Source organism: Streptomyces sp. NPDC004667 (assembly GCF_040609475.1).
Lineage (GTDB): Bacteria > Actinomycetota > Actinomycetes > Streptomycetales > Streptomycetaceae > Streptomyces.
The window spans coordinates 106,890-122,055 of the sequence record NZ_JBEXKC010000018.1; the positions used below are offsets into that span (position 1 = coordinate 106,890).

Annotated in this window: 14 protein-coding genes; 9 read left to right on the forward strand and 5 right to left on the reverse strand. The window is 74.4% G+C overall.

All coding sequences use genetic code 11. The annotated features are described in order from the left end of the window. The first annotated feature begins 421 nt into the window (after positions 1 to 421). The 3 genes from ABZW32_RS13360 to ABZW32_RS13370 are packed head-to-tail and all read left to right on the forward strand — an operon-like array spanning position 422 to position 2,282. On the forward strand, positions 422 to 1,279 hold the full coding sequence (locus ABZW32_RS13360) for a hypothetical protein (protein WP_356214964.1): 858 nt from the start codon (positions 422 to 424) through the stop codon (positions 1,277 to 1,279). A 59-nt stretch (positions 1,280 to 1,338) separates the two neighbouring features. Beyond that, complete coding sequence (locus ABZW32_RS13365) at positions 1,339 to 1,569, forward strand: acyl carrier protein (protein ID WP_356214966.1); 231 nt, start codon at positions 1,339 to 1,341, stop codon at positions 1,567 to 1,569. After that, positions 1,560 to 2,282, forward strand: coding sequence for a 4'-phosphopantetheinyl transferase superfamily protein (locus tag ABZW32_RS13370; protein ID WP_356214968.1), 723 nt, complete (start codon positions 1,560 to 1,562; stop codon positions 2,280 to 2,282). The genes ABZW32_RS13365 and ABZW32_RS13370 overlap by 10 nt, the downstream gene beginning before the upstream one ends. Here the strand turns inward: ABZW32_RS13370 and ABZW32_RS13375 are convergent. The 5 genes from ABZW32_RS13375 to ABZW32_RS13395 all read right to left on the reverse strand — a co-directional run bounded on the left by ABZW32_RS13375 (position 2,239) and on the right by ABZW32_RS13395 (position 9,749). Further along, positions 2,239 to 2,685, reverse strand: a complete 447-nt coding sequence (locus ABZW32_RS13375; protein WP_356214970.1) for a hypothetical protein — start codon at positions 2,683 to 2,685, stop codon at positions 2,239 to 2,241. The genes ABZW32_RS13370 and ABZW32_RS13375 overlap by 44 nt on opposite strands. Before the next feature lie 119 nt (positions 2,686 to 2,804). Continuing rightward, entirely contained in the window at positions 2,805 to 4,184 is a 1,380-nt protein-coding gene (locus ABZW32_RS13380; protein WP_356214972.1) for a M1 family metallopeptidase, read from the reverse strand. A gap of 50 nt (positions 4,185 to 4,234) precedes the next feature. Beyond that, positions 4,235 to 8,176 (reverse strand): Pls/PosA family non-ribosomal peptide synthetase, encoded by a 3,942-nt coding sequence (locus ABZW32_RS13385; RefSeq protein WP_356214973.1) that lies wholly within the window; start codon positions 8,174 to 8,176, stop codon positions 4,235 to 4,237. Between the two features lie 197 nt (positions 8,177 to 8,373). Continuing rightward, positions 8,374 to 8,655, reverse strand: coding sequence for a metal-sensitive transcriptional regulator (locus ABZW32_RS13390; protein WP_356214975.1), 282 nt, complete (start codon positions 8,653 to 8,655; stop codon positions 8,374 to 8,376). Between the two features lie 122 nt (positions 8,656 to 8,777). Then, complete coding sequence (locus ABZW32_RS13395; protein ID WP_356214977.1) at positions 8,778 to 9,749, reverse strand: hypothetical protein; 972 nt, start codon at positions 9,747 to 9,749, stop codon at positions 8,778 to 8,780. Between the two features lie 185 nt (positions 9,750 to 9,934). Between ABZW32_RS13395 and ABZW32_RS13400 the strand changes: the two genes are divergently transcribed. From ABZW32_RS13400 to ABZW32_RS13425, 6 genes are all read left to right on the forward strand, one after another. Further along, entirely contained in the window at positions 9,935 to 10,216 is a 282-nt protein-coding gene (locus ABZW32_RS13400; protein ID WP_356214979.1) for a cation transporter, read from the forward strand. Positions 10,217 to 10,312: 96 nt separating this feature from the next. Beyond that, positions 10,313 to 12,571 carry a heavy metal translocating P-type ATPase gene (locus ABZW32_RS13405; protein ID WP_356214981.1) on the forward strand — a complete coding sequence of 753 codons (2,259 nt, stop codon included), beginning with the start codon at positions 10,313 to 10,315 and terminating at the stop codon, positions 12,569 to 12,571. 9 nt (positions 12,572 to 12,580) lie between these two features. Beyond that, entirely contained in the window at positions 12,581 to 12,862 is a 282-nt protein-coding gene (locus ABZW32_RS13410) for a metal-sensitive transcriptional regulator (protein ID WP_356214983.1), read from the forward strand. 203 nt (positions 12,863 to 13,065) lie between these two features. Then, entirely contained in the window at positions 13,066 to 13,461 is a 396-nt protein-coding gene (locus ABZW32_RS13415) for a BlaI/MecI/CopY family transcriptional regulator (protein ID WP_356214985.1), read from the forward strand. After that, complete coding sequence (locus tag ABZW32_RS13420) at positions 13,458 to 14,366, forward strand: M48 family metalloprotease (RefSeq protein ID WP_356214987.1); 909 nt, start codon at positions 13,458 to 13,460, stop codon at positions 14,364 to 14,366. The genes ABZW32_RS13415 and ABZW32_RS13420 overlap by 4 nt, the downstream gene beginning before the upstream one ends. A gap of 129 nt (positions 14,367 to 14,495) precedes the next feature. After that, the gene (locus tag ABZW32_RS13425; RefSeq protein ID WP_356214989.1) at positions 14,496 to 14,975 is read left to right on the forward strand and encodes a GNAT family N-acetyltransferase; all 480 of its coding nucleotides are present in this window, start codon (positions 14,496 to 14,498) and stop codon (positions 14,973 to 14,975) included. The last annotated feature ends 191 nt before the right edge of the window (positions 14,976 to 15,166 follow it).

Below are 15,166 nucleotides of genomic sequence, written 5' to 3' on the forward strand. Positions count from 1 at the left end.
GGACGGGTGGTGACGCCGTGGCGCGGGTGCGTGGGCCGCGCCGTTCGGCGGAATTGGTTTAGACCATAACCGCTGCCAAGTGGCATCTCAAGAGACGGAGTTGCGCCGAAACGGAGCCTGGAAATCCACTCGACCGTCCGCCAGGTTTGGTCTAGACAATAGCCGCACGGGCGGCTTAGTGTCCTGATGCGCAGTCCGCCCCTAATCGGACATTCGACTTCTTCGCCGCCGCGCACCCGTCGCGGTCAACGCCGACCGCACGCGCGGACCTTCACACGCCCCCGCGCCCCGGCTGAAGCGTGTCGACGCCACCGTGCGGACGCCGTGGCGCGACCGCGCGGACGCCGTGGCACGACCGCCGCGCCCACCCGCGCGGCCGACCCCGTCGACTGTCCACCCACGCCCAGAGGAAGCGGTTCCCATGAGCACACCCAGCACCACGGCCCTGCCGGACGGCGGCCTGAAGAGTCCAGGTGCGGGCCTGATCACGCTGGATCCGGTCCGGACCGCCCTCCTGCGCGGGCTGGACGACCTGCTCACGGGGCTGGCCGCACGGCTCCGCGCCCCCGAGGTCGTCGGTCCGCCCCTGCTGTCCGTGGAGGGGCTGGCCCGGCTCGACTTCTTCCGCAACTTCCCCCACCTCGGCGTCTCCGCCGCGCGTTTCGCCCCGGACGCGCTCGACGGCCTCGCCGCCGGCGAGGCCCCGGGAGAGCTGCCGCTGCGGCCGACCGGCTACCTCCTGCCGTCCGCCACCTGCTACGGGCTGCTGCTCTCCCTGGAGGGCGGGGACGTGGGCGAGGAAGGCCTGCGCCTCTCCGCCGCCGGCCGTTGCTTCCGCAATGAGACCCACTACGACGGACTGCGCCGCCTGTGGGGCTTCCACATGCGGGAGGTGCTCTACCTCGGCACCAAACAGGGCGCGGTCGAACACCTGGAACAGGGCGCCGGGTTCATCCTGGAGGCAGCCGCGCGCCTCGGACTGGAACTGGACAGGGCCGTCGCCGACGACCCGTTCTACGACAAGGGGGCCGCCCGGGCCCGGCTGATGGCCCTGGACCCCGTCAAGCACGAGTTCTCCGCCCCCGACGGCACCGCCATCGCCTCCGTGAACCGGCACCGCAACTTCTTCGGCGAGCGGCTGGACATCCGCGCGGGCTCCGGCGGCCCCGCGTACAGCTCGTGCGTCGCCTTCGGCCTCGAACGCTGGGTCCACGCGATGGTCCTCGCCCACGGAACCCCCGAACGGGCCCTGGACCGGCTGCGCGACGCCGCCCCCTGAGGCGGCCCGCCCGCCCCGCCCTCACGTCACCGCAACAGCAGCAAGGAGCGCTTTCCCCCATGGACCGCATCGCCACGTGGCTTCACGAGAAGAACCCCGGCCTCGACGGCCCCATCGGCACCGACGAGGACCTCATCGAGGCGCGCCTCATCGACTCGATGGACTTCCTGGAGTTCGTCGACCTCCTGGAGGAGCTGTCCGGCACCACCATCGACCTCCAGGAGGTCACCATCGACGACTTCCGCACCCTCGACAACGTCCAGAAGCGCTTCCTGAGCACGTGCCCCTGACCGGCGGCGCGGCGCGGGGCCGGGACACGGGCATCGCGGTGGTGGCGACCACCCGGGAGGTCCTGGCCCGCCCCGGGCTCCACGAGGGCCTGCTCGCGCCCTGGGAACGGCGGCGGCTCGCCGGGATACGGGTGCCGGGCCGCCGTGACGACGTACTGGCGGCCCGGCTGCTGCTCCGGCTGTGCGTCGCCCGTCACACGGGCCTGTCCCTGCGCGCGTCGGCCCCGGCGCAGCGGTGCCCCGGATGCGGACGGCACGGCCACGGACGCCCCTACCTGCGCGGCCATCCCGGGGTGGGGGTGAGCATGAGCCACGCGGACGGTGTGGTCGCGGCGGCCGTCGGTCCGGGCGCCGTCGGCATCGACGTCGAGCCCTCGACGCGCCGCCCGGGCCCGCTGCGCGTGCTGCGCCGCCTGCTGCCCGAGGCGGACCTCCGCGAGGCCGGCGCCGGACCGGATCCCGGCCCGGCACTGCTCCGGCTGTGGGTCCGCGCGGAAGCCCTGCTGAAGGCGGGCCGCGACGACCTCCCCGTCCTCGAATGGCAGGACCGCGGCCGGGCGGCCGTCGCGGCCGTGGCCGCCACCGCCCCCACCGCGGTCCTGCCCGCCGAAGCCGCCCTCGCCGGCCGCGGAGACCGCGGGGACGAGGGCGGCGGGGTCGGCGGTGTGCTCACACGGGCCGGGACGCGTCGGCCTCGTGGTGGATGCCCGTGAGCAGGGCCCAGACGACGAGGAGGTTCACGGCGATCAGCACCATGGCCCACCAGGGGTAGTACGGCAGCCAGAGGAAGTTGGCGATCGCTCCCAGGCCGGCGATGGTGACGCCGAAGTAGCGGGCCCACAGGGCCTCGCGGAGCACGGCGACGCCCGCGAAGATCAGCAGGGCGCCGAGGATGATGTGCACCCAGCCCCAGCCCACCAGGCTGAACTCGAACACGTAGTGGCGCGTCGCGACGAACACGGGGTCCCTGGAGGCGGCGGAGATGCCTTCGAGGAGCGCCATCACGCCGCCGAAGATCATCAGTGCCGCGGCCAGCTGGGTGCGGCCGGACGTGGGCGCGTGGTGGGGCATGGGGTGTCCAGAGCCCGTGCGGGCACTGCTGGCGTCACTGGCCATGTCGGCCTCCATGGGTTGCGGAGCCGGTCCGGCGTGACCGCGACCGGCGGAATACCCCGTTTCAGCCTGGCACGGCGGACCCGCATCGGCACTCCGGGCGCCCCGGCGCCCGCCCGCTGCTACGCCGAGGCCGGGTGCGGGGGGTACGGCGGGCGGGCCGGGGTGACGGGGGGCGCCGGGAGGGGCGGGAGCGCCGGGGTGTGGAGCCAGGCGGTGAGGAGGTCGTCCAGGGGCTCGGTGGCGTAGCGGGCCACGTGGGCGCCGAACACGGCGGTGGTGACCACCCCGTGGCGGTGCACACCGGCCCAGTCGCGGATCATGCGGAAGAACGCGGTGTCGCCCAGGGCGCAGCGGATCGCGTGGACGGTCAGCCCCCCGCGCTGGTAGAGGCGGTCGTCGAACATCAGCTTGCGGCCCGGGTCGGCCAGGCGCAGGTCCTGTGGCAGCGCGGAGAGCAGCCGGTGGGCGGTGGCGGCGAGGTCGTGCGCGGGGCGGCCGCCGGAGCGCTCCGACCAGAGCCATTCCGCGTACTTCGCGAGGCCCTCGTTGAGCCAGATGTGCCGCCAGTCGGCGATGGTGACGCTGTTGCCGAACCACTGGTGCGCGAGTTCGTGCGCGATGAGGCGCTCCGATCCGCGGGCGCCGTCGACGTGGTTGGCGCCGAAGAGGGAGAGGCCCTGGGCCTCGACGGGGACGTCGAGTTCCTCGTCGGCGATGACGACGGCGTACTCGCCGAAGGGGTAGGGCCCGAAGAGTTCCTCGAAGAGGCGCATCATGGCGGGCTGCCGGGCGAAGTCGCGGGAGAACCGCGGCAGCAGGTGCGCCGGTACGTGGGCGGTCTGCGCGACGCCTTCGAGGCCGGGGTCGCCGAGCAGCACCGTCTGGTAGAGGCCGATGGAGAGGCCGACCAGGTAGCTGGAGGTCGGTGCGGGCTGCTCGTAGACCCAGGTGGTGGTGCTCGCCCGGGTGGTCCGGGTCAGCAGCCGGCCGCCCGCCACGACGGTGTAGGCGGAGGGCGTGTTGACGGAGATGTGGTACGAGGCCTTGTCGGCGGGGCGGTCGTTGCACGGGTACCAGGAGGGCGCGCCGACGGGCTGGCTGGCCACGAGCGCGCCGTCGGTCAGTTCCTCCCAGCCGAGGCCGCCCCAGGGGCTGCGCACGGGCTTGGGGTTGCCCGCCCAGTGCACCTCCACGGTGAAGGCGGCACCGGCGGGCAGGGGCTTGGCGGGCCGTATGCGCAGCTTGCCGCCCCGGTGGGCGTAGTGCGGGACGCGGCCGTCGACCAGGACGCGGCCCACCTTGAACTCGGCCAGGTTCAGGGCGAACTCGGCGAGCGGGGCCCGGCCGGCGATCGCGCTGAGCCGGGCCGTCCCGGACAGCCGGTTGGGGCCGGGACGGTACTCCAGAGCGAGTTCGTACCGGTGCACGCGGTAACGGGGGTCGCCGTTGGCCGGGAAGTACGGGTCCGGTGCCGCTGCCTTCTGGCCGCTGAGGTTCATGGCCGTTCCTGCTCCCTGCGGTGTGCCGCTGTGCCGCTGTGCCCGGCCGCTCAGGACCGCCACGCCTCGATCGGATTGCCCAGCCACCGGGTGTCGGCGGGGACGGATTCCCCGGCCATCACCAGCGAGGCGGGTCCCAGTGTGCTCCGGGCCCCGACCGTGCTCCCGGGCAGGACGATGCCGCCCGGGCCCAGGGTGGCGCCCTCGCGGAGGACCACAGTATCCGTCCTCAAGATCCGGTCGTGGAAGAGGTGTGTCTGCAGGACGCAGCCCCGGTTCACGCTGACGCCGTCGCCGAGGACCACCAGGTCCGTCTCCGGCAGCCAGTAGCTCTCGCACCACACTCCGCGCCCGATCCGGGCGCCCAGGCCGCGCAGCCACAGGGACAGCAGCGGGGTGCCGGGTACCGATCCGATGAGCCACGGCACGGCCAGGACCTCGACGAAGGTGTCGGCCAGTTCGTTGCGCCAGACGAAGCCGCTCCACAGCGGGTGCTCGCCGGTGCGGTGGCGGCCGACCAGCAGCCATTTGGCGGCGACGGAGACCGCGCAGGCGGCGGCTCCGGCGGCGAGCAGGACGGCGCCGGACAATAGCGCGGCCTGCCAGAGCCCGGCGCCGGGTGCCGTGATCAGGGCGCAGAGCGCGGCCGCGGTCAGCACGGCCAGCGCGGCCGAGCAGAACACGGGCACGAGCCGGCACAGCTCGACCAGGCCGCGCGCCCACAGCAGGCGGGTGGGCGGGTCGTAGGTGCGGCTGTGGTCGGCGTCCGCGGCGGACCGCGGCAGCCTGACCGGCGGCAGGCCCAGGTAGGAGCTGCCCTTCTTGGCCTTCTTCGGGGTGGCCGACAGGACGCCGACGAGTCCGTCGTCGGGGACGCTGCGCCCCGGCGCGGTCATCCCCGAGTTGCCGAGGAAGGCCCGGCGGCCGATCTCGGAGTGTCCGACGCGCATCCAGCCCCCGCCCAGCTCGTAGGGGGCGGTCAGGGTGTCGTCCGCGAGGAAGGCGCCCTCGCCGACGGTGGTCAGGCTGGGCAGGGCGAGCACGGTCGAGACCTCGGCGCCGCGGCCGATCTTCATGCCGAGCAGCCGCAGCCACACCGGGGTGATCAGCCCGGCGTACAGGGGGAAGAGCGTCTCACGGGCCAGGTCCATCAGCTGGGTGACGGTCCAGGCCTGCCAGCCGGTGCGGCTGTGGGTGGGGTGGGTGCCCGTACGCAGTCCGAGGCTGAGCAGGCGTACGGAGACCAGCAGCAGCAGCGCGTACGCGAACCCGAAGGCCAGCGCCCCGGGAACCACGGCGAGCAGGGCCCCGCGCAGGGCCCGTGCGAAGCCGGCATCGGCGGGCACGAACCGGCTCGCCACGAGCAGGGCGGGCAGGGCGGCGAGCACCGGCAGGGCCGTGAGGCCGAAGCCGGCCGCCCCGTAGGCGGCCCGCCAGGGCAGCCCGCGCGGCGGGCGTTCCCTGGGCCAGTTCCGCTTGGCCCGGCCGAGCTTGACGGCGGGCGCCCCGGCCCAGCGCTGCCCGGTCGGGATCTGCCCGGCCACGGCGGAGCCGGGTGCCACCTCGGCCCGCTTGCCGACCCGCGCACCGGGGAACAGCAGGCTGCGGGTGCCGACCACCGCGCCCGCGCCGACCTTGACGGGGCCGATCTCCAGCCGGTCCCCGTCCAGCCAGTACCCGCAGAGGTCCACCTCGGATTCGACGGCGCAGCCGCGGCCGAGCTTGAGCATGCCCGTCACCGGCGGCAGCGAGTGCAGGTCCACCTCGGGGCCGACCTTGGCGCCGAGTGCCCGCGCGTAGCGCTCCAGCCAGGAACCGGTGAGCGAGGTGGCGCCCGCGTACTCGGCCAGCCGCTCGGCCGTCCACAGCCTCAGGTGCACGCTCCCGCCGCGCGGGTAGCGCCCAGCCTTCACCCCGCGCAGCAGCAGGCGCGCCCCGCCGGCCGCGATCGCGAGGCGGCCCGGCGGGCTGAAGAGCAGTGCCGCGCCGGCGGCGACGAGCCACCACGAGGCGGTCGGCGCCCACGGATAGGGCCCGAAGTGGTGCAGTACGTTGCCCAGGGCCAGCAGCGCCACCGTCCAGCGGGCTCCGACCAGGGTGAACAAGGGGAGCAGCAGGAGCGCCTGCGCCGCCTTGGTCCGCCGCGGCACGGGCGCGACGGTGCGGACGGCGTCGTCGTCCCGTACGGACTTCTCCAGGCGCCGGGCCAGCTTGCGCAGGACGGGCTGCTGGTAGATGTCGAGGACGGCCGCTCTGGGGTAGCGGGTGCGCAGGCGGGTGGTGAGCTGCGCCGCGGCGAGGCTGTTGCCGCCGATCGCGAAGAAGTCGTCGGCCGCGCCGGTGACGGCCACCCCGAGGGTCTCGCTCCACTGTTCTGCGAGCCAGGCCTCGGTGCCGTACAGCTGCTCCGCCGGTCCGGTGGTCTCCAGTTCCGGCAGCGGCCAGGGCAGGGCGTCGCGGTCGACCTTGCCGGAGGTGCGGGTCGGCAGTTCGGTGACGGGCGCGAGCAGGGGGACGAGCGCGGCGGGCAGTTCCGCGCGCAGCCGGGTGACGGCCGCCGCGTGGTCCCAGCCGTCCTGGGTGACGAGGTAGCCGACGAGCAGCTGGTTGCCGCTGCGCGCGGTACGGACGGCCGCCGCGGCGCCGGCGACGCCGGGCAGGGCCTGGAGGGCGGCGTCGACCTCGCCGAGTTCGATGCGGCGCCCGCCGAGTTTGATCTGCTCGTCGGCGCGGCCGAGGAAGACCAGCCCTTCCGGTTCCGCGCGGACGAGGTCGCCGCTGCGGTAGGCGCGCTGCCAGCCGAGGGATTCCAGCGGGGCGTACTTCTCGGCGTCCTTCTCGGGGTCGAGGTAGCGGGCGAGGCCGACGCCGCCGATGACGAGCTGGCCGCTGCCGCCCATGGGGACCGGTTCACCGGCCCCGTCGACGACGGCCAGCTCCCAGCCTGCGAGAGGAAGGCCGATTCTGATCGGTTCCTCGCCGGTCAGGAGCGCGGCGCAGGCCACGACGGTGGCTTCGGTGGGGCCGTAGGTGTTCCAGACCTCGCGGCCCTCGGTGACCAGGCGCTGGGTCAGTTCGGGCGGGCAGGCCTCGCCACCGAAGATCAGCAGCCGGACCTCGTCGAGGGTCTCCGGCTCCCAGAGGGCGGCCAGGGTCGGCACGGTGGAGACGACGGTGATCTCCTGCTCCACCAGCCAGGGGCCGAGGTCGGCGCCGCTGCGCACCTGGGAACGGGGTACGGGGACGAGGCAGGCGCCGTAGCGCCAGGCGAGCCACATCTCCTCGCAGGAGGCGTCGAAGGCGACGGAGAGTCCGGCCATGACGCGGTCGCCGGGGCCGATCGGCTCGTCGGTGAGGAACAGGGCGGCTTCGGCGTCGACGAAGGCGGCGGCACTGCGGTGGCTGACGGCGACGCCCTTGGGCTTCCCGGTGGAGCCGGAGGTGAAGATGATCCAGGCGTCGTGCTCGGGTCCGGGCCGTGCGGCCGGTGCGCGGACGCCGGCGCCGCCGGGGTTCCCGACGGGGTCGATGCGGCCTTCGGCGCCCAGGACGGCCCGTACGCCCGCTTCGCCGAAGACCAGCTCGGCGCGTTCGTCGGGGTCCTCGGCGTCGACCGGCACGTAGGCGGCGCCCGCGGCGAGGACGGCGAGGATGCCCGCGTACAGCTCGTTGGTGCCCGAGGGCACGCGGACGCCGACGCGGTCGCCGAGGCCGACTCCGGCGGCGTCCAGGGCGCGCCGGCGGCGTTCCACCTCGGCGGCCAGGGCCTTGTAGGTCAGACGGGTGGTGCCGTCGTCGAGGGCGAGCTCGTCGGGGTGGGCCCGTACGGAGGCCTCGAAGACGTCGACGAGGGTGCGTACGGGGGCCGCGGGGCCCGCGGTGAACCGGGCGGACTTCCCGGGCTCCTCGTACGGGTGCCCGTCGGTGTGCCCGTCCGTGTGCCCGTCGTCGTCGAGCAGGGTGACCTCACCGTGTTCCGGTGTCGCTGTCATGGGCCCTCGCGTCTCGTTCCCGGAAAGGTCCGGGTCGCCGGCCGGAGCCCGGGTTCGCCCGGGTTGTTCCGGTCCAGCGCCAAACAACCCGCCAGTCTAGTGCGGCATCAAGAATTTTCTCGTTGAAGCCTGTGGCGTGGCCGGGAAGGAGACACCTTCCGGCGCCCCGTCCGACCGCGGTCGGACGGGCGCGGGATTCAGACGCGCACCATGCGCGAGACGGCGCGCGAGGCCTCCGTGACCTTGGCTCGGGCGGCGTCCGGGCCTTCGGCGACGGCGTCGGCGACGCAGGAGTGGAGGTGGTCTTCGAGCATGGCGAGCCCGAAGGACTGCAGGGCCTTGGTGGTGGCGCTCACCTGGGTGAGCACGTCGACGCAGTAGGTCTCCTCCTCGACCATGCGCTGGAGGCCGCGTACCTGGCCCTCGATGCGGCGCAGCCGCTTGAGGACGTCGTCCTTGTGTCCGCTGTACCCCTGCACGGCGGTTCCTTCCCTGGGGGATGTCCATGCAACGACGGCCGGCGGCCCCGTGTTCCGCCGGGCTCCGCGGGCGCGCGGCGCCCCGGCCCGCGGCGGGGCGTCGCGGGCGGGGGCGGGCGCGGTCAGTGGGAGTGCCCGTCCGACTGCTCGGGGGCGGCCGGGGCGGCGGGGGCCGCGGGCGACGCGGCGGGGGCCGCGGGAGCGTCGGCGCCCGCCCGGACGGTGAAGGCCGCGGTGCGGACCTTGCCCTGGTGCTGGAAGTCCAGGAAGAGCCGGTAGGTCCCGGTGCTCGGGGCGGTGGCGGTGAAGGAGACGTCGGGGCCGGGCCCGCCCTCGTTGGGGTGGACGTGGAGGTAGGCCAGGTCCCCGTCGCGCAGGGCGACCAGGTGGCCGTAGGCGCCGAGGTACGGCTCCAGGTCGGTGACCGGCCTGCCGTCCTTGCTGACGGTCAGCTTGAGCTCGCCGGCCTTGCCGGGGTCGAGGTCGCCGGCGAGGGCGACCCGGTAGCCGTCCACCTCCGCGGTCCTCTCCGCCGGGGGCAGCGCCTCGGGGGTGTAGGCGCCCGCGACCGACAGGTCCGCGCCGAGGGTGACGCCCTCGGCGCCCTCGGCGGCGGGGGTGAAGTCGGCGAAGGCCTTGTACGCGCCCGCCGCCGGGAGGTCTACGGGGGTCGACCAGGTGCCGTCGGCGGCCCGCACCGGGTGGAGGTGGCGGTAGACGGTGAGGTCGCGCGAGGCGACGATGAAGTGCAGTTCCTTGCCGTGCTCGGTCTTGAAGGCCGTGACGGGGCGGCCCGCGGCGTCCTTGACGGAGAACCGCAGCTCACCCTGCCCCGACGTCCTGCGCGGGGATTCCAGGCTCAGCGTGTAGCCGCCCTCGGACACCTGGAGCCCGCCGGCCGCCGGACCCTTGCCGGGCTTCTCGTGCTCCGCGTGTCCGGCGGCTCCCCCACCGGCCGGCGCCGCGTGGCCCGCCGCGTGTGCCGCACCGGCCGGCGCGCCCACGGGGCCCACGCCCACGCCGACCCCGTACGCGGTTCCGAAGGTCGCTGCCAGGGCTGCCGCGAAGACGGCGATCCTCACTCCGGTGTTCATGGCTGCTCTCCCGTACGAGGTAGACGACGTAAGGCCGCATCCAGCGGTTTCATGACTTCACCATACCCCGGGGGGGTACCAAGTCAAGCCGGGCCGACGCTTGCGCCGGATACCTGTGGGGGGTATACCTGAGACCAGAAACCGGATACCCCCAGTGGGTATCCGAACGGATCAAGGAGAAACGTATGTCTTCCTGCTGCACCCCTGACGGCAGCTGCGGTACCTCCGCCACCACCGTCACGGCCGTCGTCGACAGCACCGCCACCGCCTACCGCGTGTCCGGCATGAGCTGCGGCCACTGCAGGACCGCCATCACCGCCTCCGTCGGCGCCCTCGAAGGGGTCCTCGCCGTGGACGTGGACGTGGACGGCGGCCTGGTCACCGTGACGACGGCGGGCGCCCCCGACGACGCCGCGATCGGCGCCGCCATCGACGACGCCGGCTACGAGCTGACCGGCCGGGCCTGACACACCGCCCGGCCCCGACCCACCGGCCGCCGGGGCCCCGTCCGCACTCCACCGGGCCCCGGCCCCCACCCCGCGCTCGAACGAGGAGCAGCCCTCATGACCACCATCACTCCCGGCGCCGCCCAGGTCGAGCTCGCCATCGGCGGCATGACCTGTGCCTCCTGCGCGGCCCGCATCGAGAAGAAGCTCAACCGCATGGACGGCGTCGAGGCCACCGTCAACTACGCCACCGAGAAGGCCAGGGTCACCTTCGACGCCGACATCTCCGTCGCGGACCTGATCGCCACGGTCGAGGCCACCGGCTACACCGCCAAGGAGCCGGCCCCCGCCCGCGACCGGGGCCCGTCCGGCGCCGGGGAGGAGCCGGAGGAGGCCGACGAACTGCGCCCCCTGCGCCAGCGGCTCACCACCGCCGTCGCCCTGGCCGTGCCGGTCATCGCGATGGCCATGGTCCCGGCCCTGCAGATCGACTACTGGCAGTGGCTCTCGCTGACCTTGGCCGCCCCCGTCGTCACCTACGCCGCCTGGCCCTTCCACCGCGCCGCCTGGACCAACGCCCGGCACGGCGCGGCCACCATGGACACGCTGATCTCGGTGGGCACGACCGCCGCCTTCCTCTGGTCGCTGTGGGCCCTGTTCTTCGGCACGGCGGGCACGCCCGGCATGACCCACGCCTTCGAGTTCACCATCGCCCGCAGCGACGGCGCCGGGAACATCTACCTGGAGGCCGCCGCCGGCGTCACCGCCTTCATCCTCGCCGGCCGGTACTTCGAGGCCCGCTCCAAGCGCAAGGCCGGCGCGGCCCTCAAGGCGCTGCTCGAACTGGGCGCCAAGGAGGTCACGGTGCTCCGCGACGGCCACGAGGTCACCGTGCCGACGGCCGACCTCCAGGCCGGGATGCGCTTCCTGGTCCGCCCCGGCGAGAAGATCGCCACCGACGGCACCGTGGTCGAGGGCTCCTCCGCCGTGGACGCCTCCATGCTCACCGGCGAGTCCGTGCCCGTGGAGGTCTCCGTCGGGGACTCCGTCACCGGTGCCACCCTCAACGCGGGCGGCCGCCTGGTCGTCGAGGCCACCCGGGTCGGCGCCGACACCCAACTGGCGCGGATGGCCAAGATGGTGGAGGACGCGCAGAACGGCAAGGCCGCCGCGCAGCGCCTCGCCGACAAGATCTCCGCGGTCTTCGTCCCGGTCGTCATCGGCATCGCCCTGGCCACCCTCGGTTTCTGGCTCGGCACCGGCTCCGGCCTCGCGGCCTCCTTCACCGCCGCCGTCGCCGTACTGATCATCGCCTGCCCCTGCGCCCTGGGCCTGGCCACCCCCACCGCCCTGATGGTCGGCACCGGCCGCGGCGCCCAGCTCGGCATCCTGATCAAGGGACCCGAGATCCTGGAGACCACCCGCAAGGTCGACACCATCGTCCTCGACAAGACCGGCACCGTCACCACCGGCCGGATGACCCTGCTCGCCGTGCACACCGCCGAGGGCGTCGCCGAGAACGACGTACTGCGCCTGGCGGGCGCGCTGGAGCACTCCTCCGAGCACCCGATCGCCCAGGCCGTCGCGACCGGCGCGGCCGCCCGGGTCGGCTCCCTGCCCACCCCCGAGGACTTCGCCAACATCCCCGGCCTCGGCGTCCAGGGCGTCGTCGACGGGCACGCGGTCCTGGTGGGCCGCGAGAAGCTGCTCGCCGAGTGGGCGATGGCGCTGCCCCCACACCTGGAGCGCGCCAAGGCCGCGGCGGAGAGCGCCGGGCGCACCGCCATCGCGGTGGCCTGGGACGGTGAGGCACGGGCGGTCCTGGAGGTCGCGGACGCCGTCAAGGACACCAGCGCCGAGGCGATCCGCCGGCTGCGCGCCCTGGGCCTGACCCCGATCCTGCTGACCGGCGACAACAAGGCCGTCGCGGAGTCCGTCGCGGCCGAGGTCGGCATCGACGAGGTCATCGCCGAGGTCATGCCGCAGGACAAGGTCGACGTCGTGAAGCGTCTGCAGTCCGAGGGCCGCAGCGTCGCGATGGTCGGCGACGGGGTCAACGACGCGGCGGCGCTCGCCCAGGCCGACCTGGGCCTGGCCATGGGAACCGGCACCGACGCCGCGATCGAGGCCGGCGACCTGACCCTCGTACGGGGTGACCTGCGGGCCGCGGCCGACGCGATCCGGCTCGCCCGCAAGACGCTCGGCACCATCCGCTCGAACCTGTTCTGGGCCTTCGCCTACAACGTGGCCGCCCTGCCGCTCGCCGCGGCCGGACTGCTCAACCCGATGATCGCCGGAGCGGCCATGGCCTTCTCCTCGGTCTTCGTCGTCGGCAACAGCCTGCGTCTGCGCGGCTTCCGGGCCGCCGCCAACTGAGGAGTTCCCGTGGCCGGTTACGAACCACACAAGGAAGACGTCATCAGACGCCTGCGGCGGATCGAGGGCCAGGTCCGCGGCGTGCAGCGGATGGTCGCCGAGGACGTCTACTGCATCGACGTGCTCACCCAGGTGTCCGCCGTCAACGCCGCACTCCAGTCCTGTGCCGTGACCCTGCTCGACGGACACCTGGGCTCCTGCGTCACCGAGGCCATCGCCGAGGGCGGGGACGCGGCGCGGGCCAAGGTGGACGAGGCCACCCGGGCCATCGCCCGGCTGATCCGCGCATAGACCCCGCCGATCCGCGCACGGACCCGGCCGATCCGCGCACGGACCCGGCCGACGCGCCGACCGCCCCTCCACACGCGGGACTTCGTGGAGGGGCGGTCGGCTTTCCCGCGCCCGCCCGGGACCCGCGTACCGGACCGGGTATGCCCCCGGCGCCGCGACGGCCCGTACGATGAGCCGCCCGCGAGGGGGAGGGGCGAGGAGCGATGCGCGTACGCCGGCTGGGAGAGCTGGAGGCCGAGATCATGGACCGGGTGTGGCTGTGGGAACGGCCCGTCTCCGTCCGCGAGGTCGTCGACGACATAAACCGGCGCCGCAAGGTCGCCTACACCACCGTGATGACCGTGGCCGACATCCTGTACCGCAAGGGCTGGCTGAGCCGCGAGAAGTCCGGCCGCGCCTGGATGTACGAGGCCGTGCGCAGCCGTGAGGAGTACACCGCGGCGCTCATGCAGGACGCGCTCGGCGACAGCCAGGACCGCAGGGCCGCGCTGCTGCGGTTCGTCGAGGTCATGTCCCACGAGGACGTGGAGGCGCTGGACGAGGCCCTGCGCGCCGCCCGCCCCGGCCGACCGGCCGGCGAGCCGGGGGGCGGCCGGTGAACCACCACGTCCTGCCTCCCCTCGCACTGGCCCTGATCACCGGTCTGGTCGTCCCCTGGATGCTGGTCCGCGCCCGCTGGGCGCAGCAGGTGCCACGGCTGGGGCTGGCCGTGTGGATGCTGTGCGGTGCGGCCTTCGCGCTCTCCGCCGCGATCCTCCCCGCGCAGTTGCTGCTCCCCGAGGAGACCAGTCACCGGCTCGTCGACCTGGCCCTGACGCTGCACCCGCCCTCCTGGGACCGGCTGGCGGCCGGTACGGGCCGCGAGTACCTCGCCGCGGCGGCGGCGTTCGCCGTCCTGGCGCTGCCCGGGACCGCCTTCGTACGGGAGGTCGCGCGGGCCCGGCGCGCCCGCGGCCGGCACGCCGAACTGCTGCGGCTGGTCGGCCGCTACGACGCCCGGCTGGGCGCGACCGTACTGGACGACGCGCGTCCCGCGGTGTACTGCCTGCCGGGGCGCTCGCGCCGGGTCGTGGTCTCGTCCGGGGCGGTGGCGGTCCTGACGGAGCAGGAGCTGGCCGCGGCCCTCGCGCACGAGCGGGCCCACATCGGCGGACGGCACCACCTGCTGGTCGCCGCAGCGGGGGCGTACGCGGCGGTGTTCCGCAGGGTCCCGCTGGCCCGGATCGGCGGACGGACCGTTCCGCTGCTGCTGGAGATGGCGGCCGACGACCGGGCGCTGCGCGGCTGTTCCCCCGACGCGCTGGCCACGGCGCTCTACGCGCTCGCGGCGGGGCGCGCGCCGCGCGAGGCGTTCGCCGCGGGCGGACCTTCGGCGGCGGTGCGGATGCGGCGCATCCTGGCTCCCCGGCATGCGGGGCATCCGGTGCTGAGGGGGCTGCTCGCGGTGGCCACGGCGGTGGCGGCCATCGCCCCGGCGGTCGTCGCCTGTTGCTGGACGGGCTGATAGCGCGACACCAACCCGGCTATTTACTAAGCCAATTCGTAGATTTAACCTCGCTCCCGACCACTCGAATTGCCCGCTATTCTGGGCGCGTGCGGGCTCAGGACCGGTGCGGCGAGAGGTGCGGAACAAATGCTGCTGGCAGACGTGCGGGCGGCAGCGCCCGGCGACGCGACGGCGATTTCACGGCTGCTCGCCGAAGCGATTCGCACCGCCTACGGCGAGATCCTCGGGGAAATCCGCGTCGGCCGGCTGGTGTCGGAGCATTGCGCACTGCCCCGTATTCGCGCGGAAATTGAAATTCCCGGCGGGGCGCCCGGCTGGCTCGGCTGGCTGGTCGCCACCGACGCGGACGGACGCGTGGTGGGGGCGGTCTCGGGCGGGCTGCCCGTCGCCGGCCAGGGCGAGATCTACGCCCTGTGCGCGGATCCGGCGCGGCTGCGGCAGGGGATCGGCACGGCGCTGCTGGCGGGCGCCACCGAGCGGATGCGGGAGCACGGGGCGGGCGCCCAGCGGATCGGCCTGCCCGCCGAACAGGCCCCGGCCCTGCCGTTCTTCACCCACCACGGCTTCGCCCCGCTCACACCGGTCAGGCTCGGCCGCACCCTCTGACGGCCGCCCGGCCCGGCCGCCGCGCCCGCGCGGGCCCCGCCGCCCCGACCGGCCCTCGCGCCCCGCCTCCCGCGCCCGTCGCCCTGCCCCGCCGCGCGCCCGTCGCCCCGCCGCGCGCCCGTCGCCCCGCCGCGCGCCCGTCGCCCCGCCGCGTGCCCGTCGCCCTGCCCCGCCGCGCCCCTCGCTCCGCC

Bases quoted from the DNA above. Each gene is read 5' to 3' on its own strand.
- ABZW32_RS13360 (WP_356214964.1), top strand. From the start codon at position 422: ATGAGCACACCCAGCACCACGGCCCTGCCGGACGGCGGCCTGAAGAGT.
- ABZW32_RS13365 (WP_356214966.1), top strand. From the start codon at position 1,339: ATGGACCGCATCGCCACGTGGCTTCACGAGAAGAACCCCGGCCTCGAC.
- ABZW32_RS13375 (WP_356214970.1), bottom strand. From the start codon at position 2,685: ATGGCCAGTGACGCCAGCAGTGCCCGCACGGGCTCTGGACACCCCATG.
- ABZW32_RS13380 (WP_356214972.1), bottom strand. From the start codon at position 4,184: ATGAACCTCAGCGGCCAGAAGGCAGCGGCACCGGACCCGTACTTCCCG.
- ABZW32_RS13385 (WP_356214973.1), bottom strand. From the start codon at position 8,176: ATGACAGCGACACCGGAACACGGTGAGGTCACCCTGCTCGACGACGAC.
- ABZW32_RS13395 (WP_356214977.1), bottom strand. From the start codon at position 9,749: ATGAACACCGGAGTGAGGATCGCCGTCTTCGCGGCAGCCCTGGCAGCG.
- ABZW32_RS13400 (WP_356214979.1), top strand. From the start codon at position 9,935: ATGTCTTCCTGCTGCACCCCTGACGGCAGCTGCGGTACCTCCGCCACC.
- ABZW32_RS13405 (WP_356214981.1), top strand. From the start codon at position 10,313: ATGACCACCATCACTCCCGGCGCCGCCCAGGTCGAGCTCGCCATCGGC.
- ABZW32_RS13415 (WP_356214985.1), top strand. From the start codon at position 13,066: ATGCGCGTACGCCGGCTGGGAGAGCTGGAGGCCGAGATCATGGACCGG.
- ABZW32_RS13425 (WP_356214989.1), top strand. From the start codon at position 14,496: ATGCTGCTGGCAGACGTGCGGGCGGCAGCGCCCGGCGACGCGACGGCG.